Raw genomic sequence first — 21,330 nt, 5'->3', positions numbered from 1 at the left:
CACTACCAGACGTTCACATCGACGTACCGAAAGTGTCAGGCCGATCGATCACAATCGATACCCGACCCCTGGCATGATCGGACACCGATGACCCCCACCGTCCCCACCTCACCGACCGACGAGACGTGGCCCGCCGAGAAGCGCGAACGCGAACTCGACTGGCCCGCACCCGAACGTGACCGGAACGAATTCAGCCCCAAGGGCGCTTGACGTTTCGACGGCAACGATCGTCGTGGCGCTCGTGCGGTCCGCTCGACCGACAATGTCAGCGGCGGAACGGATTTCGAGCTGGACCGCACACGGCGTCCTCTGTCGCGGACCGGAACTCCCCACCTGCGCCGCGCAACCATGAACCGCCTTGCGGCTCAGGCCTTTCGGTCGACGACGGCGGCGGCGATGAGGAAGCCCGCGGGCACCAGTACCCCGAGAAACCCGCTGGGGCCGAGCAGGAAGACGCAGAAGCCCGCCCAGACGATCAACGCGATTCCGAAGCCGATCCCGAGCCGCTGGCCCTGCCGCCCCAGTCGGATCATCAACAGCCCGGTCAGGACCGTGGGCAGTACGATGCCGCCTGGCAGGGCCCAGAAGTCGGCCACCGATCCGAGGTCCGCTTCGCCGCTTCGCAGACTGCCCGCGAACCAGTCGCCCCACGGGACGATGAAGGCGAACGCCGCGATGTGCGCTACGGCGATCACGAGGAGGGACCAGCCGGCTATGACGGTCAGCCGTGCGGCGAGCGGAGTGGACTGCCGAAGTGATTGCGGGGGTGCAGTAGTGGTCATAGACCGAACCTATGGCCGTCGCAGCGCGGTGCTATCCCTCCGGAGAGCTATCGGCCTCCCCCGCGCGGGGGATAGGGGCAACCGGGCCGCGCTCGCCGCCGCCGCGATCGCATCGATCGCCGCGTCGGCACTGGCCGCGCCGGCCGCAGCGCAGACCATCACCGAGGGATCCGGGGACGAACCGGTCGACGGACCGGGCGTCATGGTCGATGACAGCTTCGCGGTGACCACGCTCGACTGGTGCGGTTACGGGGAATTCGTCGACTACGGCGAGGGCAAGCCCGGCGGCGGCAAGAACGACGACTACATCAGGATCGCCGACAACTGCGCCGACGGCTACAGCATCCGGGCCCAGGTCTGGGTCGATGACGTCTCGCAGGGCGTGCGGATCAACGACAACGGCTACTGGGGAGAAGACGTGATCTGGGATCCGTTCCCCAACGTGAAGCCGGGCCAGGTAGTCGAGCTCGAAATCTGCCTGACCGACTCCAGCGGAGGCCACTACGAGTGCGCCGAGCAAGGGGACGTCAGCACCGACGGGTGATCCCATAGCGAGTCGAGTCATCAGCCTCCCGTGACTTCGTCCGATTCCACCCTTTGCCGAGTCATGTCCGGGATGGACAAGATGAGCCGCGTCGCGTCGTTGGGACGGTCGACCTCGATCACTATGCGCGCGTCCGCAACTGGAACACGGCAAGAGATCACGAAGGTCTTGTCGTTAAGATCGCCGATCTCGATCTCTTCATCATCGACCTCGATCTCATCGTCGAATATCCTGACGAACCCCGGGTTACAGCCGATTTCATTCTGAATCGAAATCGAGACGGGAACGCGGGTGGGAGAGAAGGCAAAAACATAGATGGTGCCGCCATCAGTCCAAATGCCGTTCTCATCGGGTTGGGTGAACGTCTCAAGCTCGTCAGGGACGCCTTCCACCAACACCAATCCCCATGGCAGGTTCATCTTTTCCAATGTGTACCGCATCATGCTCCTCGGTCTCGCTCGTCAAGCAAATCATCGGCATCACGCCATCGAACCGTGGGTTCCGCGCGACTCGTGTCAGTGGCGTGTCAGCGGTGCTTGTGAAGGTGGTGGACATGGACATCAGCACCTCGCGATTTCCCGCGGTGCTAGACCCGAGTCACACCGCCAATGCCAAGCGCCACCAGGAGTCTCCAATGAACGCCAACGGTAAAACCAACGCCGCCGCCACCTCCACCCGCCCGCGCTCCGTCACGATCGCCGCGGTCCTGCAGTTCGCGGTCGCACTCGCCTTCGCCGGCATCCCGCTCATCGGGCTGCTCTACGGGGCCGACGTCCAGGCCGCCGCCGAGGCGGAAGTGATTCGGCAAGGGGCCTCCCCCGGGGCGCTGGCCGACGTCGGACTGAGCTTCGACGAACACGGCATCGCCATCTGGGCGCCCTTCGGGATTGCCGCGTTCGTCGCGGTGACGGGCGCACTGACCCTCGCCAGATGCCGGATCGGCCGGATCCTGTCGTGGATCGTCCTGCCGCTGGTCCTGATCGGCAACGTCCTGATCATGGCGAGCAATGCCGCCGCCGCCGAGACCGTGCAGGCCGTCTTCGACTCCTCTGAGGACGCCGCCGTGCGCGGCCTCGACGCCGCCGCCCTCCTGGAGGCCGCATCGGCCGCGTACCCGGAGTGGCTGCCGGCCCTGGAAGCGGTCAGGCTCGCGATCGTCGTCATCGGCTGCGTCCTCGGCGTGGTCCTGCTCGCCCTCCGACCCGCCCGCCGGTACTTTCGCAAGGACTCAGTGCCGCAAGGACTCTGACCTGATCGCCTCGACCGCGGCGTCCCGCTCCAAAGCGGCGCCGCGGTCGTATTGTTCCTTGAAGACCTTGTCGCCCAATAGTTCTCGCACTTCCTCGTCGGTGCGCAGGCCCGTGTCGTAACCGCGTCGGTCCTCCGTTCCCAGGAGAGCCGCGGCGGCCCCGATCAAGTTCGCGGCCCGCTCCGCGTTCCCCTCGGCCAGGACCAGCGCGGCATAGAGCCGGGCCAACATTGCCAGGTCCGGTCCCATGGCGCCCTCGAAGTGGGCTGCCGTCAGGCCGTCCAGCGCCCCGCGGGCACGCCCGATCTGCTTGGAGCACAGGGCGATCATTGCCCGGATTGCCGACCCCCACACCCGGATCCGCGCCTCCAGCGCCGTGTTGTCGAAACTCGCCTCGGCCTCGTCCAGCTCGCGCAGCGCAGCCTCGTCTTCCCCACTGTGGAAGAGGAACTGGGCGCGGGCCCACCGGACATAGGCGATGGTGCGCGGCTCCCTGCTCGTCTCCGCACGTTCGAACGCCAGGTCCAAGGCCGCCTGGGCGGGAGCGAACTCGCCGATGCGGGCGCGGGCGACGGCCGCTTCGGCATACGCCTCGGCCGCGTCGGCGGCGACGCCGAGTTCGTCGAGTAGCCGCGCGGCCTGGTCATACGCGGCGAGTTCCGCTTCGTGCTCGCCGAGGCGCGAGCGGTGTTCGGCGAGGATGCGGAGCGCGGACGAGTGGCCCCAGCGTTCGCCGAGCCGGTCGAATTCGGCCCGGGCCTGTTCGACCCGGTCGATGGCGTCGCGGTTGGTCGCCGTGGCATCGGATGCCAGCAGCAGGGTTATGCCTCGCTCCCAGCCCGACGGTTCGGGCCCCGCCGCTGCGGCGCCCGCCGGGTTGGCCAGGAAAGCCGGGGCGATGGACAGCAGGAACCGGCCGGGGCCGGCGACGAGCGGGTCGGGACTGCGGGCATCGGCCCCCGACGCTGCCTCCACCTCCGACTCGCGAGCGGCGGCCAGACCGGCCGTAATGGCCGCCTCGCTGGCCTCGAAGTCGCCGGCCTCGGCGTGCAGGAGGCCGGTCAGGACGCGTTCGGTCGCCCGCAGGAACGCGGGGACCTCACCCGGCAACTCCAGGACCGCCCGAGTCCAATGAAGACGCTCGGTGTGGAGGCCGCACAGGTGCCAGTACCAGAACAGAGCGCCGATCAGTCGCAGCCCGAGCTCCTTGTCGCCCTGGGCAACGCAGCGGCGGACGGCGGCAATGAGATTGTCGTGCTCGGCCTGCGTCTGCGCCCTGGCCTCGAGCTGTCCCGTCGACCGCAGCTCCGCGTCCGACCGTTCGGCCAGCGCCACGCAGTAGCGAGTCCTCGCCTCGCGCTCCTCCTCGGCCCGGCCGGACGGTTCCAGCTGCGCCGCAGCGTAAGACCGGATCGTCTCCAGCATCCGGTAGCGGTCCCCGTCGCGTTCCACCAGCGACTTGTCCACGAGCCCGGCGAGCGCGTCGATATCGTCGACGCGGTCGAGCCCGACCCCGGCGGGGTACACGGACAATCGCATCGCCAGGGCCCGTTCGGATTCCGACAGCAGCTCCCAGCTCCAGGCGATGACGGCCTCCAGGGTGCGGTGCCGGGCGGGCGCATTCCGGTCGGCGGCGGTAAGGAGCGCGAAGCGGTCGTCCAGCCGCGCGGCGATCTGGGACGCATCGAGCGCCCGCATGCGGGCGGCCGCCAGCTCGACCGCGAGCGGCAATCCGTCGAGACGACGGCAGATCTCAACGACCGCAGGCGTATTCGCCTCATTCAAGCCGAAGCCGGGGCGGACGGCGGCGGCTCGTTCGCAGAAGAGTCGTACCGCGGCGCTAGCGTTGGGATCCGCCTCCGACCAGGACAAAGGAGGAATCGGGTACAGGCGCTCGCCGCCGATGACGAGGGCCTCGCGGCTGGTGGCGAGGACTCGCAGGCCAGGGCAGGCACCGAGGAGGCGGGCAGTGAGGTCCGCGACAGCCGCGATCTGGTGCTCGCAGTTGTCGAGCAGCAGCATCGTCCGCTGCTCGGCGAGGAACTCCTCCAGGCGGGAGGCGGCGTCCTGCACCGACGGTTCGAGCAGTCCGGCCTCGCGGGCGCCGATCGCCCGCAGGACCGCCGGGGCGATATCGCCGGGTTCGGCCACCGCGGCCAACTCGACCATCCAGATGCCCTCCGGGGCAAGGGCCTCGGCCCGGCTTGCCGCCTCCACGGCCAGGCGGGTCTTGCCGGAGCCGCCCGGGCCGGTCACCGTGACCAGTCGGGACGCCTGCAATGCGGCGGCGAGCGTCGCCAGGTCGTCGTCGCGGCCGACCAGGCTCGTCAACTGCGCCTTGAGGTTCGTGCGTCTACGCCGGGATGGGGCGGCCGGTTCCGTTTCCTGCCTGAGGATCTGGAGATGCAGCTCGGCCAGGTCCGGCGAGGGGTCGGCGCCGAGGTCGTCGGCGAGGCGTTCGCGGGCCCGTTCGAACGCGTCGAGGGCCGCCGCGCCCCGGCCGGTCGCATACAGCGCCCGCATGAGCAGCGCCTGCCAGCGCTCGTCCAGAGGATGGGCCGCGGCGAGCGGTTCGAGCTCGGCCAGGACGTCCACGCCCGCCGCGACCTCGATCGACATGCGCTCGCGCGTCGTCTCGGTCCGCAAGCGCTCCAACCGGAATGCCTCCGAGGAGGCGAAGGGCAGATCGAGCAGGTCGGCGAAGGCCCGGCCCCGCCACAGGGTCTCGGCCTGCCGCAGCGCGGCCAGGTCCCCGGTGCTGCGCCCGGTCTCGGCCAGGCGCTCGAAGCTGAGGAGGTCGACGTCGCCTGCGTCGATCGCGAGGCGGTACCCGGCGGCCCCGCGGGTCAGCCGATCGGTCCCGATCAGTCTGCGCACGCGCGAGACCAGCGCCTGGAGTGCGTTGGCGCTGGGGGATTCGCCGTCCCAGATCGCGTCGGTGAGGGCGTCGGCGGAGATCTCGCGGCCGGGCTCCAGGGCGAGCCGGGCGATGAGCGCCCGCAGGCGGGCGCCCGCGATCTGGACGGGACGGTCCTCGTCGTCGCGGACCGCGAACGGGCCCAACAGCAGTACTCGCATGATTGACAGTCTGCCCGCACCGCCGCGCAGCGGCCCCGAGGGATCGGCCGGCCGAGCAGACGTACGCCGACACCGAAATCGGCGCCGACGTCAAGTCAGCGCCGACGTCGAATCAGGTCAGAAGACGCCCAGGACCGCCGCCAGCACGAACAGCACCAAGACCACCAGCGCCGCGATCGCCGCGTACATCACGAACTCCGGGAAGATCACCAGCAGCAGCAGGATCACCACGAGCGCGATGCCCCCGCCCGCTCCCAGGGTCTTCCAGCGGCTCTTGCGCCGCTGCATGTCCTCGTGCAGACGGTCGTTCGCCTTCGAACCGGCACGCATCTGCTGCGTCGGCCGCACCGGCTCCACCTCCTGGTACCCGGGCGGCGACAGCGACTGGAGGTCGGACAGCAGCACATCCAGCTCGGAGTAGACCCGCGCCTGCAGCGCCGCGTCCATCCGCTCCTGGTATTCGGCCACGTCCAGGCGCCCTTCCTCGACGGCCTGACGCAGGCGATCCATCACCACTTGCCGGTCGGACTCCGAAGCACGCATCTGATCGCGGTCCATTGGCCACACCTCCCATGTCACGAGCTGTCTCTAGGATGCCAGGGCGAAGCAACACGCGGCAGGGGACTACCGCGCGGGCGTCGAAGCTGCGACGATAGGCCCGTGAGCGAAAGCCAGGAAATGGTCGCCTCCGTGGGCGCGGGCGTCGAGTCCACCGACATGGTGCTCAATATCGGACCCCAGCACCCGTCCACCCACGGCGTGCTCCGCCTCAAGCTGCGGATCGACGGCGAGCGGGTGGTCGAATGCGAACCCATCATCGGCTACATGCACCGCGGCGCCGAGAAACTCTACGAGGTCCGCGACTACCGCCAGATCATGCTCCTGGCCAACCGCCACGACTGGCTCTCGGCGTTCTCCTCCGAGCTCGGCGTGGCGCTGGCCGCCGAGAGACTGGCGGGAATCGAGACGCCCGAGCGCGCGATCTGGCTGCGCACGGCGCTGGCCGAGATGAACCGGGGGCTCAACCACCTGATGTTCCTCGGCTCCTACCCCCTCGAGATCGGCGCGATCACGCCGATGTTCTACGCCTTCACCGAGCGGGAGCGGCTCCAAGAGGTCTTCGAGGAGGCCAGCGGCGGGCGCATCCACTACATGTACAACTGCGTCGGCGGGCTCAAGCGCGACGTGCCCGAGGGGTGGGAGGGGCGGGCGAACCGAGCCCTCGACGAGGTCGAGCACGGCATGGTCCGGCTCGACAAGCTCTTGCGGCACAACGAGATCTTCATTGCACGGACCAAGGGCGTCGGGGTGCTCGACGCGGCCACGGCCGCCGCGTACGGAGTGACCGGACCGGTAGCGCGCGCCTCCGGGCTCGACTTCGACCTGCGACGCGACGAGCCGTATCTGGCCTACCCGGAGCTCGACGTGCCGATCGTGCTGCGCAGCGAGGGCGACTGCTACGCGCGCTTCATGTGCCTGCTCGACCAGGTCCAGGTGTCGATCGACCTGGCGCGCGAGTGTCTGGAGCGGGCGGCCGTGACCGACGGTCCGGTGAACGTCAAGCTCCCCAAGATCTTCAAACCTCCGGAGGGCGAGACGTACGTGTGGACCGAGAACCCGTTGGGCGCCAACGGGTACTACCTGGTCAGCCGGGGCGACAAGACGCCGTACCGTCTCAAGCTGCGGACCGCCTCGTACGCGAACGTGCAGGCGCTGTCGACGCTCATGACCGGATGTCTGATCCCGGACATGATCGCCATCCTCGGTTCGATGTTCTTCGTGGTCGGCGATATCGACAAGTAAAGCCAATGGCTTCCGTGACCGATACTGACCATCGACGGGGACGATTGCGGCACTCGGGCCAGGGCCCGATTGTCAGTGGCGGCGTTGGCCGGGGGCAGCAAAACGTCCAAGGCGACGATGATGGCGACCTTGTCGCCGCACTGGATCTCCGTACTCAGCCGCAGCGGCCGGTCGTCTCGTGCACCGTGAACGGTTCGGACTCCACCGGTTCGGTCCAGCTCGCCAGGACGGTGCCGTTCGGGCAGGTCAGCGCTCCGTACTGCCAGCTCTCGTCGGCGCCCTCCGGCGGTGCCGGCGTGAAGGCGGCCGGCTCCGGACCGGGACGGCAGCCGGTCGTCACCTGGAGCTCGACCGGGTCGGTGTGGAGGCCGCCGGCGGGATCGGGGGTGGTCGCGGTGACGCGGACGTTCAGGTAGTCGCTCGTGGAGCCGTTCCAGATCGCCACGGACGTATCCGGAGCCGGTCGTAGATCGAGGCGATCGGCCAGGGTGTCGAGGTCGGCCACGGTCGCGCCGGTGAACTGGAGCGTCTGCGACAGGGAGGCGCCCGGGCGCACGGGATTGACGTCGCAGGACTCGATCCGCAAGGGCCCCACCGCTATGACGGCCGAATCGGGGATGTCGGCGGCTGCCGAGCCGAGGAACTCTCCCAGGTCGGTGGCGGCGCGGGCGGCATCGATCTGCTCGCTCACCGTCGATCGGGAACTGAAGAAGGCGGCCGCCACCAGGACCAGCGCCCACGCCACCACGAGGAGGCGGAGGCGGGTGCGCCAGCGAGGGGAGACGTTCGAGAACACGCTCCACAGTCTGCCCTACCCATTTATGAGATGCCCATCACAATCCGTCTTCCGCTGTCACACTTCTGGACCATGTCTCGTCCTCATCCCATGAACGAACCAAACGAGTCCCGAACGGCCCTCACGGCCGAAGCGGCCGCCGCCGAATTCGAGTCGCTGCGCCCCCGACTCCTCGGAGTCGCATACGGACTCGTGGGCACCCTCCCCGAGGCCGAAGACGCCGTCCAAGAAGCCTGGATCCGGCTGCAACGCAGTGACCTCGCCGAGATCGACGACCTCACCGGCTGGCTCCTCACCACCACCTCCCGCATCGCACTCGACGTCCTGCGCTCGGCCCGCAACCGCCGCGAGGCCTACATCGGCCCCTGGCTGCCCGAACCCGTCGAGACCGCACCCGACCCGGCCGACTCGGTCAGTCTCGCCGACTCCATGTCCTGGGCGATGCTGGTGGTCCTGGAGACCCTGACCCCGGCAGAGCGGGCCTCATTCGTCCTCCACGACGTCTTCGGCCTCACTTTCGAAGAAGTCGGAGGCGCCCTCGGACGCACCCCGGCCTCCTGCCGCAAACTCGCCAGCCGCGCCCGCGCCCACGTCGAAGCCCGCAAACCCCGCTTCGACGTCGACCCCGCAGCCCATCGCGCCGTCGTGAAGGCCTTCTCGACCGCCACCCGCTCCGGCGACCTCGACGGCCTCGTAGGACTGCTTGACCCCGACGCGGTGCTCGTCTCCGACGGCGGCGGCCTGGTCACCGCCGCCCGGAACCCGATCCACGGCGCCGACAAGATCGCCCGGTTCCTGGTCGGGTCCGCCCGCAAGAGCCCCGAGAGCTGGCACCAACCCATCTACATCAACGGCAGTCCCGGCCTCATCACCGTCATGGGCGGCTTGGTGGACGGCGTGATCTCGCTCGGCATAGAGAACGGACGCATCACCAAAGTCGACATCGTCCGCAACCCCGACAAGTTCCATGGCCTGCGCACCGCCAGCGCCGGTTGATCGGATACGGCCCGCGCGCCTCCAGCGCCGGTCCCCGCAACATTGCCGAGCACCGCCGCTCCGGTCCCCAACACATGGCCCGACTCCGCCGCTCCGGCCAACGAAGCGCGACCTCCGCAAGACCGGCCCCACAGATTTCCGGCCCGCGCTCATCGCGCGGCGACGGGCACAAGGTCAATACCCGAAACACGGTCCGCACTCACCGCGCGGCGCCAACGAGAGAGGAAGCACCAGATGGAAAAGCGACTCGAGTTCGCCGCAACCGACTTCGGCCAGCAGTACTACAAGAACATGCTCGCCAACGAGGCCCTGTTCCACGACGGTCCCCTCTCCAGCGCTACGGCGGAACTGGTGAAGATCCGCGCCAGCCAGATCAACGGCTGCGGGTACTGCCTCGACATGCACACCAAGGACGCCGCCTCATACGGCGAGACCGCTGAGCGTCTGGCGATGGTCGCGGTGTGGCGTGAGGCGCCCCACTTCACCGAGTCCGAGCGCGCCGCGCTCGCGCTGACGGAGGAGGCATGCCGCCTGGCCGATAACCCGCACGGAGTCTCCGACGAGACGTGGGAGACGGCCCGCAAGCACTTCGAGGACGAGGAACTCGCGGCGCTGCTGGCGATGATCGCGCAGATCAACGCGTGGAACCGCCTCAACGTCACGATCCGCAATCCCGCCGGAACCTACGACCCGAAGACAAAGGCCGCCCGTTATGCCGGGCGGTAATGAGACCGCAAGGCCGCCATCGAGCGTCACCCATGCCAAGATCATGCACATTGCAGTTCAATATGCAGATGGACACGATGATTCTCCAGATCCGTGAGGTCGACGCAGACGATGTCGCGGTCCTCCGTGAACGTGCTCGCCGCTCCGGCATCTCCTTGTCGGCCTACTTGCGGAACCTGATCCACCAGGATGCGGCGCAACCGACGAATGCCGAAGTGATCGAGCGAATCGAGTCCGAGGAGTCGGTCGATATCTGGCCTGAGGAGACCGTCAAGTACATCGAGGCGGGACGCCCGCAGTGAATGCGAAGTTCGCGCGGGCACCGCAAAATGCCACTCGGCGCAGATCGACACCTTTCCAATGTGAGGTCGCGGCTCACCGCATGCGCGCGCTGAACCCGCCACGGCAGGGCCAGCGCGCATGCAGCGGGAATCGCTAGTTCAGCGAGGAGACCAGTTTGATGTAGTCGCCGAAGGCGTCGTCTACCTCGGAGTGGGTCAGACCGTAGTCCGAGAGTGAGTACTCGTGCTTGCGGTCGTTCGCGGGCCGGGCGAGTTGACCGTCCAGGTTCGCCGCGTCCTCGGCGGTCCACTTGGCGTCGAGCTGGCGGTACAGCAGCGGCACGTAGGTGTGAGGGTCGTGGTTGAGCCGGTGGTAGGGCACGTCGATGACTGCGCCCGATGGCAAGGTGTGGCGGGTCTCCCGGGCCTGGTCGACCATGTCGGACAACAGGGTCAGGAACGTCTCTCCGAGCTCGTGCGTGTCGGTGCGGCGCAGCGCCATGCGCCAGAACGACTCGATGAGCGAGCAGGTCGAGGCCATGACCGTCATCGGGTCGCGGTGGGTCCACACGATCTTCGCGTCAGGGAAGACCTTGCAGATGGCGCCGAGGTTGAACAGGTCGAACGGCGCCTTGAGGATCCACCGCTTACGTTCGCGCCCGTACTGGAGGACCTGGAGCGCCTGCTTGAGATAGCCGTAGTCGGTGGTGTGGTCGTGCTGGTCGAGCCATTCGCGGTAGCGCGGCAGCGGCGCCCGGCACAGGTGGTAGGCGGTGTGCGGGACGATCAGCAGCGATTCCTCCGGGCTGGTCGCCGAAGTCGGGTGCTGGTAGGGCAGCGCCGGCATCAGCTTGGGCAGCATCTCCAAGTCTTTGGTGAGCTTGGCGATCCGCTCGGCATCGGTCTGCGGGTCGGCCTTGAGGTCCACGTTGTACATTTCCCACGCCAAAGGACCGCGGTGGCCCTCGGAGGCGGCGAGGATCTTGTGGGTCAATGTGGTCGCGGTGCGCGGCAGGCCGACGATGAACACCGGTCGCTCGATCGGCTCGTTGCCGATCGCGGGGATCTCGGCGTGGAGGCGCCGCACCCGCAGGCGGTTGACCATGCGCATTGAGAACTCGGATTTGGTGCTGGCCCAACCGATGGGACCCAGATGTTTGACGTCGGCGTAGCACCCGAAGGCGAATTCGAGGTCGTCGAGCCATTGCCGATCGCCGTCGAAACTCGAACGCTGGTCGGCCTCGGCGGCCGCGACCATTTTGCGCCAGGTCTTGGCCGGGTTGCGCCGGTCCAGAGTGGTGGGGGTGAGCAGGATGTTGAGCATCTTCGTGGTGCCCGAGGTGCGTTGCATCGGCGTCCTCTCCAGAAGGGGGCCAGGGACTGTGATGTGGATCGAGGGGAGATCGGTCCGGGCCACGATACGCGAAAGGGCCGGGCCGCGGTAGCGGCCCGGCCCTCCGGGACTGGGTAACGAGCTGAAACGCTCCCGGTCTAACGACTCACGGACAGTTTCGCCTCGTTGAGCCCCTGCACGGCATCGACTTCGCCAGTGGCGTCGCCGAACCGTGAGAGCGCGCGGAGCGTCCACTTGCCGGGTGCGGCGAAGAAGCGGAACTGTCCACCTTCACCGGTCACCACCTCGGCGGTGAATTCCCCGGACGAGTCGAGCAGGCGCACATAGGCACCCTGCACGAGTTCGCCTTCGTCGTTGGCGACCGTGCCGGTCAGCACGGTCTCCCTTTCGATGTCGACAGACGCCGGCAGGGCGGCATCTTGGTCGGGCGCAGCGCAACCGTCAGACATGTTGATTCCTTTCCTACCGTCGCCGGATTATTTCTCGCCGGGTTCGTCGCCGAGCGCGATCGGCACGCCGACAAGCGAGCCGTACTCGGTCCAGGACCCGTCGTAGTTCTTGACATCCTCGTAGCCGAGGAGCTCGCGCAGCGCGAACCAGGTGTGGCTGGAGCGCTCGCCGATGCGGCAGTACGCGATCGTCGCCTTGCCCTCGTCCAGGCCGGCCTCGTCCACGTAGATCTCGCGGAGTTCGGCCTCGGACTTGAAGGTGCCGTCCTCGTTGGCCGACTTCGACCACGGCACGCTCAGAGCGGTGGGGATGTGGCCGGCGCGCTGGGACTGCTCCTGCGGGAGGTGGGCCGGGGCGAGCAGGCGCCCGGCGTACTCGTCGGGGGAGCGGACGTCGATGAGGTTCTTGGCGCCGATGGCGGCCTCGACCTCGTCGCGCTTGGCGCGCAGGTCCCAGTCGAGCGGCTTGGCCTCGTAGGCGGTGGCCTCGCGCTTGACGACATCGGTGGTGACGTCGCGGGCGTCGAGCTCCCACTTCTTGCGGCCGCCGTCGAGCAGCTTCACGTCCTGGTGGCCGTACAGCTTGAAGTACCAGTACGCGTAGGCCGCGAACCAGTTGTTGTTGCCGCCGTACAGGACGACGGTGTCGTCGTTGGCGATCCCGCGCTCGGACAGCAGCTGCGAGAACTGCTCCTGGTTGACGAAGTCGCGGCGGACCGGGTCCTGGAGGTCGTCCTTCCAGTCGATCTTGACCGCGCCCTTGATGTGGCCGTAGTCGTATGCCGATGCGTCTTCGTCGACTTCGACGAACACGACGCCCGGGGTGTCGAGGTTTTCTTCCGCCCAATCGGCGGTGACCAGCACGTCTTCACGAGCCATGAGTGTTCTCTCCTGAACGTAACAATGAGTGACTGAATTCGGTCCGAGTCGGGAGCGAGCCCGGCGGGCGGTGCATTCAGGTTGCGAGCAGGAACCATCCAAACAGAATCGTGCTGTTGGAGGTAAACCGATGTCTCGCCACAGAAGTGGCTGAAGCCTTGCTCTGTACTTGCGCACGCTGGGCCGCATTGCGGCGACTGCCGTCCGGCTAGTCGCCTAGGGCATTCGACAGAGCGTGGCCGCGATCATGCAGTAATCGATCGCGCGCCGCTTGGTGAGCATCGGCTTGCGCATGGGCTGAACGCTAGCAGACTTCCCGGCCCACGGCCAGGTACGTTCTCGCCATGCGGACGGTCACGTCAGCGTGACCTCGCTCGCCGAACCGGAGATCTCGACATTGCCGCCGGAGAAGCCGAGCTCGGTGAGCTGGATGTTGTAAGGCAGCTCGGGCAGCTCAACCGTGGTGCCGAGACCGGAGGCGGCCTGTTCGATGTACTGGTCGGCGCCGTCGGGCAGGCCCTCGGTGAGCGAGCGGATGGCATCGGGCGTCATCGACAGCGTGCCGTCGCCGAGCTCGAGCTGACCGGTGGCCTCGACGTCGACGGGCGTGGCCTGCCCGGTGATCGGGTTGGTGAACTCGACCGAGGCGGTGATCGTGGCGGTGCCGTCGTCGGCGACCGCGACGTCGTATCCGGTCCGCTCGGACAGCAGCTGCGCGACCGACGCGGTCGAGACCGTCCCGGCCACGTCCAGGTCCTGAGCCACCACGTCACCGCCGTCCCTGAGCTCGCGCCAGTCGGCGGCCACGTCATAGGCGACCAGTTCGAGCGAGGGGAAGGTCAGGCCCTCGGCGCCCACGTCGGACAGGGTGATGTCGATCTGCTCGAACTCGCCGGACCAGGCCTGGGTCAGGAACGGCCAACCGTGGACGGTCACGTCCGGGCGCTGGTCGGAGTAGGCGCCGTACGAGTCGGCGGTGTCGGCGACCTCGGTGGCGATGCGGCGTTCGACGAGGTAGTTCGCAACCCGGTCGCCAATGGCCACAACGGCGAGGACGATGACGAGCGGGATGAGGATGCGGCGCAGGATCTTGCCCACAAGGGACTCCAGGATGGTTTGGGGAACTGGGGTACTAGTCGATGATGTAGTAGGCGCTCAACAGATACACGACCGGTCCGGTGATTGCGAATGCGAGCAGGGGACCCGCGAGATTCACCACCGGCGCGGGCGCGGTGCCGTCGCCGTCGATGCGCCGCGACGCCGACACGTAACCGCAGGCCAGGTCCGCCAGCACCGCGATGAGCGCGACCAGCAGCCCGCCGATCGCGGCGTGGCCCGGCTCCGGGCCCTCGATGACGAGCCCCGCGTAGGCGGCGGAGGCGGTGCCGCACATGGTGCCGATGACGACGCCGAACGCGCCGCGCGTGACCTGGCGGTTGATGCGCGGGTCGGGCATGACCAGGTCGACCGCGCGCGCCGCCAGGATCGCCGTCCCGGCCGCGACGACCGCCGAGTACATGGCCGGCGGCGCCGAGTTCAGACGCGACAACGCTATATAACAGGTGTAGCCGGACACGGCCACGCACATCAGCATCGTGAAGCCCAGGCTCTCGGTGTAGCCCGAATGCTCCCGGCGCATCAACTGCCCGATGACGGCCGCACCGAACGCGAGCGCCAGCAGGATCGTGATGGGCAGCATCGACACCGGCGACAAGTCCGCGGCCACCCAGTCGGCCGCCAGGGCCAGGCCGGCGCCGACGACGAGGGTGATCAGCCAGCCCGAGACCTTCCGGGTCCAGGTGACGAGCACGAGCATCGCCAGTTGCAGCACCGCGACCCCGGCGGCATAGACCGGGCGCTCCATCTGTGCGCCGAGGATCAGACCGCCGCTGACGACGACGGTGACCGCGAGCGGCGGCAGCCGGTGCAGCAGGTGCGGGCTCGGCGGAGGCATCGTGTGGTCATCGGCGCCGTCCGCGACGGGCACCTCGCCGGTCGCGGTGGGGGACGGAGACCGGATCTCGCCGGTCGCTCCCGGCCCGGGAGCCGGTTTGCGCCGGCCGCGCCCAGGCAGAACGGACCGGCCGCCGCGGCGGCGCGGCGAACGGGACGGCTCGGAAGGCGCCGGCCCGCCCCAAGCGGGGTCCTCGGGGGGCGGCGCGGCCTCTCGGGGCTCATAGCCCCAGGTCTCGTCGGGTCGGCTGTACGACACGATGGACAGCCTACGGCAATGGCCCCGTGAACCGTTCACCTTCGCTACCTCGTGTGTCCGGTGGCGAAGAAGGGGTGGCGGAGGAGCAGCGTAGACGGCCCCGAGGGGCACGAGTCCTTTCGCCCCGAATCGTCCGTGAACCGGGGGAACTGCGTCCGCTCATTCTGGTGGCACGCCCATTTCGATTCGGGTTCGGTGACAACACGATGAACACCATTTAACGGCCGCCGCACGAATCCGCTATCCCGCATAGTGAGGTTTCGGCAAGGTGACGCTGGTCTTTTGTCTGGTGACCGTTTACACTTGGTCGGGACTCCACCTACCGCTTGTAAGCCACCCGCCGCCGATGCCGGGAGAGCGATAGTCGCGTGTGCTCATATAACAGCGGAGGCCTGCTGTGGAAATCTTGATCCTCACCTCGAACCCCGTTCCGGAGTCCCCTGAGTCGATCCTGCCGTCGCTCGAGCTGCTGCCTCACCGCGCTCGCTACGCCGGCCGCGACGTCAGGGCCCTGCTGAGCGGCCCGAGCCCGGATGCCGTCATGGTCGACGCCCGAAGCGACCTTGCCGACGCCCGTGCCACCTGTAGGGTCCTCCAGGCGACCGGACTGACCGTCCCCCTGTTCGCCATCGTCACCGAAGCCGGCCTCGCCGCCCTCCAGGCGGACTGGGGCGTCGACGACCTCCTGCTCGCCAGCGCCGGCCCCGCCGAGGTCGAGGCGCGCCTGCGCCTGGCCACCGGCAAACCGAACGCCGCCACGGCCGCCGGCCCGGCCGTCATCCGCGCCGGAGACCTGACGGTCGACCCCGACACCTATGCGGCGAAGCTCAAGGGCCAGCCGCTCGACCTCACCTACAAGGAATTCGAGCTCCTGCGCTTCCTGGCGCAGCATCCCGGCCGGGTGTTCACCCGCGAGCAGCTGCTGCGCGAGGTGTGGGGCTACGACTACTTCGGCGGCACCCGCACCGTCGACGTCCACGTCCGACGCCTGCGCGCCAAGCTCGGCAGCGAATACGAGTCGATGATCGGTACCGTTCGCCAGGTCGGCTACAAATTCGTCGCCCCGCCGCCGGAGAACCTCCGCGAGAGCGAACCGCGTCCAGAAAAGGTAGACGCATAGAGCACCAAGGCGAACCGCAGTCCAGGAACCTGGACGCTCAGGGCGCCGAGTTGAACGACTAAAGCAATCGGCAAAAGCAAACGGCTGGGGCCGCGATCCGAATTCGGATCGCGGCCCCAGCCGTTTCCGTCCACGCGCGAAATGGACCACGCGGCATCCTGCGGCACCGACCTCCAAATTCCCGTCCGCCCGGCTCGCCATGTCGGGGACGGAGTCGGGACGGACTCGTGATGCCGCAGGACAGGCTGGGACAACACTTCCCAACAGGAATGGAGTGCCCCGAAATGTCCAACCCGAACCAGCCCCAGCAGCCGAACGACGCCTCCCCCATGACCGAGGAAGAACAGCAGAAGTACAACAACATGTTGTGGGGCGGCGTCGCACTGCTGGTCGGGCCGATCCTGGTCGCGATGATCCTCTCCGCGGCGGACGTCGATCCGTCGGCGATCCCCAGCGCGGGCCGCAACACCGTTTTCGCCGTCCTGATGATCGCCGGCGCCGGCCTGCTCGGCTCGGCCCGCCGCTTCAAGAAGGACGCCAAGCAGCGCGGCGGTCGCTGATTGACGCGAAGCGGGACCGGTCGGTGCTGCCGACCGGTCCCGCTCGCTCTTGCCAATCGCTACCCGCTACTCCCCGGAGGGAGCGGGGATCTCCACGCCATTGCCGACCGGCGCTTACCTTTGTGCATCTCCAGGCATCTTCGCGCAATTTTTTTGCGTGATATGGTCGGTAGTGACCAGGACGAAGGTGTTACAGATGCTCCGAAGCTTTCGAGTGAGCAACTACAAGTCGATCCTTACCGACCAGGAGCTGCACCTCGGCCCGACCTTGCCGGACTCCGCATTCGACCCACTGACGGTCGCGGCCCTTTACGGCGCCAACGCCTCGGGAAAATCGAACCTTCTCGACGCCTTGCGCTGGGCCGCTGACAAAGTGTCAGATTCGCCGGTTCAGCAGCTCCTTACAGGCGACTCGAGCCTGCGAACGCCCTTCAAGTTGTCGCCCGAGGGCCTGGCGGCTCCGACTGTGGCCGAGTTCGGCTTTGCCATCGCGGGTGTCGATTACAGCTACGGATTCGCGCTCGACGACGAGCGGTTCATCGAAGAGTGGCTTTACGCTTATCCCAACCGGCGCAAGCGAATACTGGTCGAGCGAGAGCAGGAGACCATTCGGATCGGGCAGTCGGTCGAGAACCACCGGGAGATCGCGAAGCTCGTGAAGCAGGTCCGCCAGGACCGCTCGGTGTTCACCGTGCTTCGCGACCTCGACGTACCGCAACTCGACGCAGTCCGCAGTTGGTTCGACGGCCTCGTTCTCTCGGGCCCCCTTGGCACTGTGTTCTGGGGCCGAGCGGACCTTGAGGCGACGATCGAAGACGATCCACTGCTTGTGGAGCTGGCCAGGAAAGCCGACCTCGGCATCCGCGACATCGAGATCGCTGAGCGAATCCGGGAACCCAGAGAGATCGACCTGCGCGAGGCCGCTGCCCTGGAGAGCAGGATTCCTGACCTCCGGAAGCGTGCGGAGAGCCAATTCGACAAGCGCAAACGTGAGCGCGACATCAATAGAATCCAGGAGCGGGCCAGCCAGCTACGCGCTCCACGGGTTGAACGGCAATTGATGTTCCTACACGGCGACAGCCTTGTGCCGCTGACGCTCGGCGAGCAATCCTCCGGCACAATCGCGTTCTTGTTGCAGATGGCGCAGCTGGCCAAACTGCTCAACCGTGGCGGTGTCATGGTCGCAGATGAGATCGAGTCGAGTATCCATCCGCGTCTGCTCGCCCGCATCATCGAGCTTTTTCATGACCCGGAGACCAATCCCAAGGGCGCTCAGCTCATTTTCTCCACTCACGACACGAGCCTGCTCGGAACCAGCCTCGGAGAGCCCGTGCTGCGCCGAGACGAAGTCTGGTTCGTGGAGAAGAACACCGAGGGCGCCTCTGAACTCAGCCCGCTCAGTGACTTCAAGCCCCGGAAAGGAGAGAATCAGGAACGCCGCTACCTTGGTGGCGCCTACGGCGCCGTGCCCGATGTCGACACCGGTTCACTGCTGGACATCTTCAAGCGGTACGGCAGGGAGGCACCCGCCGGTGAAGCACCATCGACAACCTAAAGGACGCAGGCGCACACCGGCTCGTGAACCCGCCCCGCAGGTCCTGATAGTCGTATGCGGACAGCGGACCGAAAAGGAGTACTTCGAGGACTTCAAGCAGTGCGGCACCCCGAACATATCGATCAAAGTCAAAGTCAAGGACAAGAGCCCGCTCAAACAGGTCGAATACACGGCTGACCTCAGGGATGCCGGCGGTTTCACGCAAGTCTGGTGTGTGCTCGATGTCGACCACTTCGCCAATCTCGAACAGGCGCTTATCGAGGCGAAACGCCGGCGCGTCGCGATCGCCATCTCCAACCCGTGCTTCGAGTACTGGCTGCTCCTCCACTTCGAGGACTGCGCAAGGCCGTTCGCATCTCCGTCAAGCGTGAAGGAATACCTTCAGCGGAGGCATGTTCCGGGCTACGACAAGGACTCCCCTTGCCTGGAGGCATTCAGACCGAGGCGGCGGGAAGCGATCGATCGCGGCCGGAAGCGAGAGGCGGCATCCGATGGCCATCTCTGCAATCCCTCCACCACCGTGTGGAGGTTGGTCGAGCTCATCCTCGACGAACAGGACAAGCGGCGTCGTTGACGAACTGCCGCCGAAGGCGGGGGCGGACGCGGTCGCTGACTGACGCGCGCGGGGCCGGTCAGTTCCCCTGACCGGCCCCGCTCGCTAACTCGCTATCTCGCTACTCCCCGGAGGGAGCGGGGATCTCCACGCCATTGCCGACCGGCTCCCCGAAGTTCGGGGTGCCGTCCTCATTGAAGGTGAACGGCTGCACCCGGGTCGAACGGCTCGAACCGCAGCCGCCCTCGGGATCGTCGTTGCCGTGGTAGACCAGCCAGTGCTCCGACCCGTCCGGAGACGTGAAGAAGCCATTGTGGCCGGTCGTGTAGACCCCGTTGCCCTGCTCGAAGACCGGCTCGTCGGACTTGGGCCACGAGGACCGGTCCAGCGGGTCGCCGCCGTTGTACGTCAGCATCCCCAGCTTGTAATCCGCAGTGGCGCACTGGGAAGCCGAATAGACGATGAAGGTGTCCCCGTCGTGCTGGAGCACCTCGGGCGCCTCATTGACGCGCCCGCCCACGGTCTCCCAGTCGTGTTCCGGCTGCGAGATGATCGTCTCGGTACCCTCGACGAGGGTCCACGGGTCGCTCATCTCGGCGATCCAGTTGGACTGGTCCTCGCCGTACCACTCCGACCACAGCATGTACAGCTGGTCGCCCAGCTCCAGGTACGTCCCGTCGATGTTCCAACGGTCCGGCATCGGCGTGCTCATGAACTCGTACGGCCCGGCCGGGGTGTCCCCGGTCGAGCGGAGCACGTGGAGGCGCTGGCCGTCGAAGTTCGTCTGGGAGTTCCCGGACGTGTACATGAGGTACCAGGTGCCGTCGATCTGGTGGAACTCCGGCGCCCAGTGACTGCAGCAGCGGTCGGCGGCACCGGCGTCGTCCCACACCACTTCGGCGGAGGCGTCCGCCAGGCCCGCGAGGGTCGGCGAGCTCCGCATGGTGACGGTGGAGTCCCAGGTGGTCGCGGCCATGTAGTAGTTGCCGTCGTAGTACTCCAGCCACGGGTCGGCGCCGTTGGGCACCAATGGATTCGTGACCGATGCCTGGGCAGCTTCGACGTCGTTCGCGGTCTGGTCGGCGTCGCCGGCCTCTTCCGCTCCCGCGCCGTTCAGGACGACCAGGCTGGTGAGTCCGGCCAGCGCGGCGGCGGCCACGGCCGCCAAAGCGCTGCGGCGCATGCGTTTTCCGCGTCGTTGCGGTGTCGTGTTCATCATGGGTTCCTAACCGGGTTCCTACTGGCCGTCCAGGACGGGCCAGCCGTCGACCCATTCGATGGCCTCGATGCCCATCTCGAAGTCGCCGGCGGTGTCGTAGGAGTGGTAGGCCATGAGCCCGTTGGAGATCGACTGTCCGCCCGAGGCGACGAAGTCGCCGTGGCCGGCCAGGACGAGGGTGCCGCCGCCGTCGGTCAGGGCCGTGCCCTCGGCGTCGACGAACGGTCCGGTCGGGGATTCGGAGCGGCCCACCCGGATGTTGTAGGTCGAGTCGGCGCCGGCGCAGCACACGTCCCACGAGGTGAAGAGGTAGTACATGCCGTCGTGCTCGGTGAGGGTCGGGCCCTCGATGCCGGAGCCGCCACGGCCCGCGAGGTGGATCGCTTCGGCGCCGTCGACCGCCTTGCCGGTGGCGGGGTCGAGCTCGACCGCGTAGATGCCGGACCACCAGGAGCCGAAGGCCATGAACCGGCCCTCATCGGTGTCCAGGATGGAGGCGTCGATGGCGTTGTACGGGTCGCCCTCGTTCGACTCCCACACCAGACCCTGGTCGTCCCAGCCGTAGTCGTCGTCGGTCGGGTCGAGGGTCTCGTTGGTGGCCAGTCCGATGACGGAGTGCTGGTTGCCGAAGGTCGAAGCCGAGTAGTACATGGAGTACAGGCTTCGCTCTTCGTCCCAGAAGACCTCGGGGGCCCAGATGTTGTCGACTCCCGGGACCTCTTCTGTCACCCACGCGGGCTTGGTGTCCCACATGGTTCCGGCGTCCTCCCAGGTAGCGCCGTTGTCATTGGAAGTGCGGATCGTGACGTTGCCATCGCCGACCGGGCCGTAGCCGGTGGCGAACACGTACCAGGGCTCGCCCTCCTCGCAGGAGGTGACGAGGGCCGGGTCGTGGGCCCCGAGGGAACCGGTGAGCGTGCCGGGTGCGCTCACGGCTCCGTCACAGTTCTGTTTGGCCTGAGCCGCTTGGGAAACCTCGGAGCCGTGGTTGTCGGCGGCTCCGGCGGTGGGGAGGTAGACCGCGAGTCCGGCGGCCGCGAGCGCGGCGGCGCCGAGTCCGGCGGCGAGGGTCTTGGGCTTCGTTGCCATTGATTCATCACCTATGCAGAAATGTCGATGTGTGAGGGACGCCCCGATGTTACCGACAACATGACCAGAAATCAATCGCAGACCC

At 67.4% G+C, this 21,330-nt stretch carries 23 protein-coding genes; 11 read left to right on the top strand and 12 right to left on the bottom strand.

What is annotated here, in order from left to right:
• The first annotated feature begins 87 nt into the window (after nucleotides 1–87).
• Complete coding sequence (locus FAB82_RS28375) at nucleotides 88–210, top strand: hypothetical protein (protein ID WP_281276899.1); 123 nt, start codon at nucleotides 88–90, stop codon at nucleotides 208–210.
• Nucleotides 211–365: 155 nt separating this feature from the next.
• On the opposite strand, the gene FAB82_RS11770 is transcribed toward FAB82_RS28375, so the two are convergent.
• Nucleotides 366–782: a hypothetical protein gene (locus FAB82_RS11770; RefSeq protein WP_211116543.1), complete on the bottom strand. Its 417-nt coding sequence runs from the start codon at nucleotides 780–782 to the stop codon at nucleotides 366–368.
• Here FAB82_RS11770 and FAB82_RS11765 point away from each other — a divergent pair.
• Entirely contained in the window at nucleotides 775–1,326 is a 552-nt protein-coding gene (locus FAB82_RS11765; RefSeq protein ID WP_136534737.1) for a hypothetical protein, read from the top strand. The two genes, FAB82_RS11770 and FAB82_RS11765, sit on opposite strands and share 8 nt — an antisense overlap.
• A 20-nt stretch (nucleotides 1,327–1,346) precedes the next feature.
• Here FAB82_RS11765 and FAB82_RS11760 read toward each other — a convergent pair whose 3' ends face one another.
• Nucleotides 1,347–1,769: a hypothetical protein gene (locus FAB82_RS11760; protein WP_211116542.1), complete on the bottom strand. Its 423-nt coding sequence runs from the start codon at nucleotides 1,767–1,769 to the stop codon at nucleotides 1,347–1,349.
• Between the two features lie 191 nt (nucleotides 1,770–1,960).
• Here FAB82_RS11760 and FAB82_RS11755 point away from each other — a divergent pair, with 191 nt between their 5' ends.
• The gene (locus FAB82_RS11755; protein ID WP_136534735.1) at nucleotides 1,961–2,575 is read left to right on the top strand and encodes a hypothetical protein; all 615 of its coding nucleotides are present in this window, start codon (nucleotides 1,961–1,963) and stop codon (nucleotides 2,573–2,575) included.
• Here FAB82_RS11755 and FAB82_RS11750 read toward each other — a convergent pair.
• Together FAB82_RS11750 and FAB82_RS11745 are read right to left on the bottom strand one after the other, a co-directional pair.
• A complete protein-coding gene (locus FAB82_RS11750; RefSeq protein WP_136534734.1) occupies nucleotides 2,555–5,653 on the bottom strand; it encodes an ATP-binding protein in 3,099 nt (1,032 codons plus the stop codon). The genes FAB82_RS11755 and FAB82_RS11750 overlap by 21 nt on opposite strands.
• Before the next feature lie 117 nt (nucleotides 5,654–5,770).
• Nucleotides 5,771–6,211, bottom strand: coding sequence for a DUF1707 SHOCT-like domain-containing protein (locus FAB82_RS11745; RefSeq protein WP_211116541.1), 441 nt, complete (start codon nucleotides 6,209–6,211; stop codon nucleotides 5,771–5,773).
• A 120-nt stretch (nucleotides 6,212–6,331) separates the two neighbouring features.
• Here FAB82_RS11745 and FAB82_RS11740 point away from each other — a divergent pair, with 120 nt between their 5' ends.
• On the top strand, nucleotides 6,332–7,456 hold the full coding sequence (locus tag FAB82_RS11740; RefSeq protein WP_136534748.1) for an NADH-quinone oxidoreductase subunit D: 1,125 nt from the start codon (nucleotides 6,332–6,334) through the stop codon (nucleotides 7,454–7,456).
• A 154-nt stretch (nucleotides 7,457–7,610) separates the two neighbouring features.
• On the opposite strand, the gene FAB82_RS11735 is transcribed toward FAB82_RS11740, so the two are convergent.
• A complete protein-coding gene (locus FAB82_RS11735) occupies nucleotides 7,611–8,252 on the bottom strand; it encodes a hypothetical protein (protein ID WP_136534733.1) in 642 nt (213 codons plus the stop codon).
• Between the two features lie 90 nt (nucleotides 8,253–8,342).
• Between FAB82_RS11735 and FAB82_RS11730 the strand changes: the two genes are divergently transcribed.
• The 3 genes from FAB82_RS11730 to FAB82_RS11720 all read left to right on the top strand — a co-directional run bounded on the left by FAB82_RS11730 (nucleotide 8,343) and on the right by FAB82_RS11720 (nucleotide 10,276).
• Complete coding sequence (locus tag FAB82_RS11730) at nucleotides 8,343–9,248, top strand: sigma-70 family RNA polymerase sigma factor (protein ID WP_136534732.1); 906 nt, start codon at nucleotides 8,343–8,345, stop codon at nucleotides 9,246–9,248.
• A 234-nt stretch (nucleotides 9,249–9,482) separates the two neighbouring features.
• Nucleotides 9,483–9,974, top strand: coding sequence for a carboxymuconolactone decarboxylase family protein (locus FAB82_RS11725; RefSeq protein ID WP_136534731.1), 492 nt, complete (start codon nucleotides 9,483–9,485; stop codon nucleotides 9,972–9,974).
• A gap of 68 nt (nucleotides 9,975–10,042) precedes the next feature.
• Nucleotides 10,043–10,276 carry a hypothetical protein gene (locus tag FAB82_RS11720; protein ID WP_136534730.1) on the top strand — a complete coding sequence of 78 codons (234 nt, stop codon included), beginning with the start codon at nucleotides 10,043–10,045 and terminating at the stop codon, nucleotides 10,274–10,276.
• Nucleotides 10,277–10,409: 133 nt separating this feature from the next.
• Here the strand turns inward: FAB82_RS11720 and FAB82_RS11715 are convergent, their stop codons facing one another.
• The 5 genes from FAB82_RS11715 to FAB82_RS11695 all read right to left on the bottom strand — a co-directional run bounded on the left by FAB82_RS11715 (nucleotide 10,410) and on the right by FAB82_RS11695 (nucleotide 15,149).
• Entirely contained in the window at nucleotides 10,410–11,606 is a 1,197-nt protein-coding gene (locus tag FAB82_RS11715) for a sulfotransferase family protein (RefSeq protein ID WP_136534729.1), read from the bottom strand.
• Nucleotides 11,607–11,746: 140 nt separating this feature from the next.
• Entirely contained in the window at nucleotides 11,747–12,058 is a 312-nt protein-coding gene (locus tag FAB82_RS11710) for a DUF1416 domain-containing protein (protein ID WP_136534728.1), read from the bottom strand.
• 27 nt (nucleotides 12,059–12,085) lie between these two features.
• Nucleotides 12,086–12,937, bottom strand: coding sequence for a sulfurtransferase (locus tag FAB82_RS11705; protein ID WP_136534727.1), 852 nt, complete (start codon nucleotides 12,935–12,937; stop codon nucleotides 12,086–12,088).
• A gap of 354 nt (nucleotides 12,938–13,291) precedes the next feature.
• A complete protein-coding gene (locus tag FAB82_RS11700) occupies nucleotides 13,292–14,035 on the bottom strand; it encodes an LmeA family phospholipid-binding protein (RefSeq protein WP_168801557.1) in 744 nt (247 codons plus the stop codon).
• A 34-nt stretch (nucleotides 14,036–14,069) separates the two neighbouring features.
• Nucleotides 14,070–15,149, bottom strand: a complete 1,080-nt coding sequence (locus tag FAB82_RS11695) for a hypothetical protein (RefSeq protein WP_136534725.1) — start codon at nucleotides 15,147–15,149, stop codon at nucleotides 14,070–14,072.
• A gap of 397 nt (nucleotides 15,150–15,546) precedes the next feature.
• Here FAB82_RS11695 and FAB82_RS11690 point away from each other — a divergent pair, with 397 nt between their 5' ends.
• The 4 genes from FAB82_RS11690 to FAB82_RS11675 all read left to right on the top strand — a co-directional run bounded on the left by FAB82_RS11690 (nucleotide 15,547) and on the right by FAB82_RS11675 (nucleotide 18,958).
• Nucleotides 15,547–16,269 (top strand): winged helix-turn-helix transcriptional regulator, encoded by a 723-nt coding sequence (locus FAB82_RS11690; RefSeq protein ID WP_136534724.1) that lies wholly within the window; start codon nucleotides 15,547–15,549, stop codon nucleotides 16,267–16,269.
• A gap of 284 nt (nucleotides 16,270–16,553) precedes the next feature.
• A complete protein-coding gene (locus FAB82_RS11685) occupies nucleotides 16,554–16,829 on the top strand; it encodes a hypothetical protein (protein WP_136534723.1) in 276 nt (91 codons plus the stop codon).
• Nucleotides 16,830–17,043: 214 nt separating this feature from the next.
• Nucleotides 17,044–18,384, top strand: coding sequence for an AAA family ATPase (locus FAB82_RS11680; protein WP_168801556.1), 1,341 nt, complete (start codon nucleotides 17,044–17,046; stop codon nucleotides 18,382–18,384).
• Nucleotides 18,302–18,958 carry an RloB family protein gene (locus tag FAB82_RS11675; protein WP_246039580.1) on the top strand — a complete coding sequence of 219 codons (657 nt, stop codon included), beginning with the start codon at nucleotides 18,302–18,304 and terminating at the stop codon, nucleotides 18,956–18,958. The genes FAB82_RS11680 and FAB82_RS11675 overlap by 83 nt, the downstream gene beginning before the upstream one ends.
• 100 nt (nucleotides 18,959–19,058) lie before the next feature.
• On the opposite strand, the gene FAB82_RS11670 is transcribed toward FAB82_RS11675, so the two are convergent.
• Nucleotides 19,059–20,153, bottom strand: coding sequence for a glycoside hydrolase family 43 protein (locus FAB82_RS11670; RefSeq protein ID WP_211116540.1), 1,095 nt, complete (start codon nucleotides 20,151–20,153; stop codon nucleotides 19,059–19,061).
• Between the two features lie 21 nt (nucleotides 20,154–20,174).
• Complete coding sequence (locus FAB82_RS11665; protein ID WP_136534719.1) at nucleotides 20,175–21,245, bottom strand: arabinan endo-1,5-alpha-L-arabinosidase; 1,071 nt, start codon at nucleotides 21,243–21,245, stop codon at nucleotides 20,175–20,177.
• Nucleotides 21,246–21,330: the final 85 nt, after the last annotated feature.

It is taken from the genome of Glycomyces buryatensis, from assembly GCF_004912275.1.
Classification (GTDB): domain Bacteria; phylum Actinomycetota; class Actinomycetes; order Mycobacteriales; family Micromonosporaceae; genus Glycomyces; species Glycomyces buryatensis.
The sequence above is the reverse complement of the archived record's forward strand: the minus strand, read 5'-3'. Positions and strand labels throughout refer to the sequence as shown.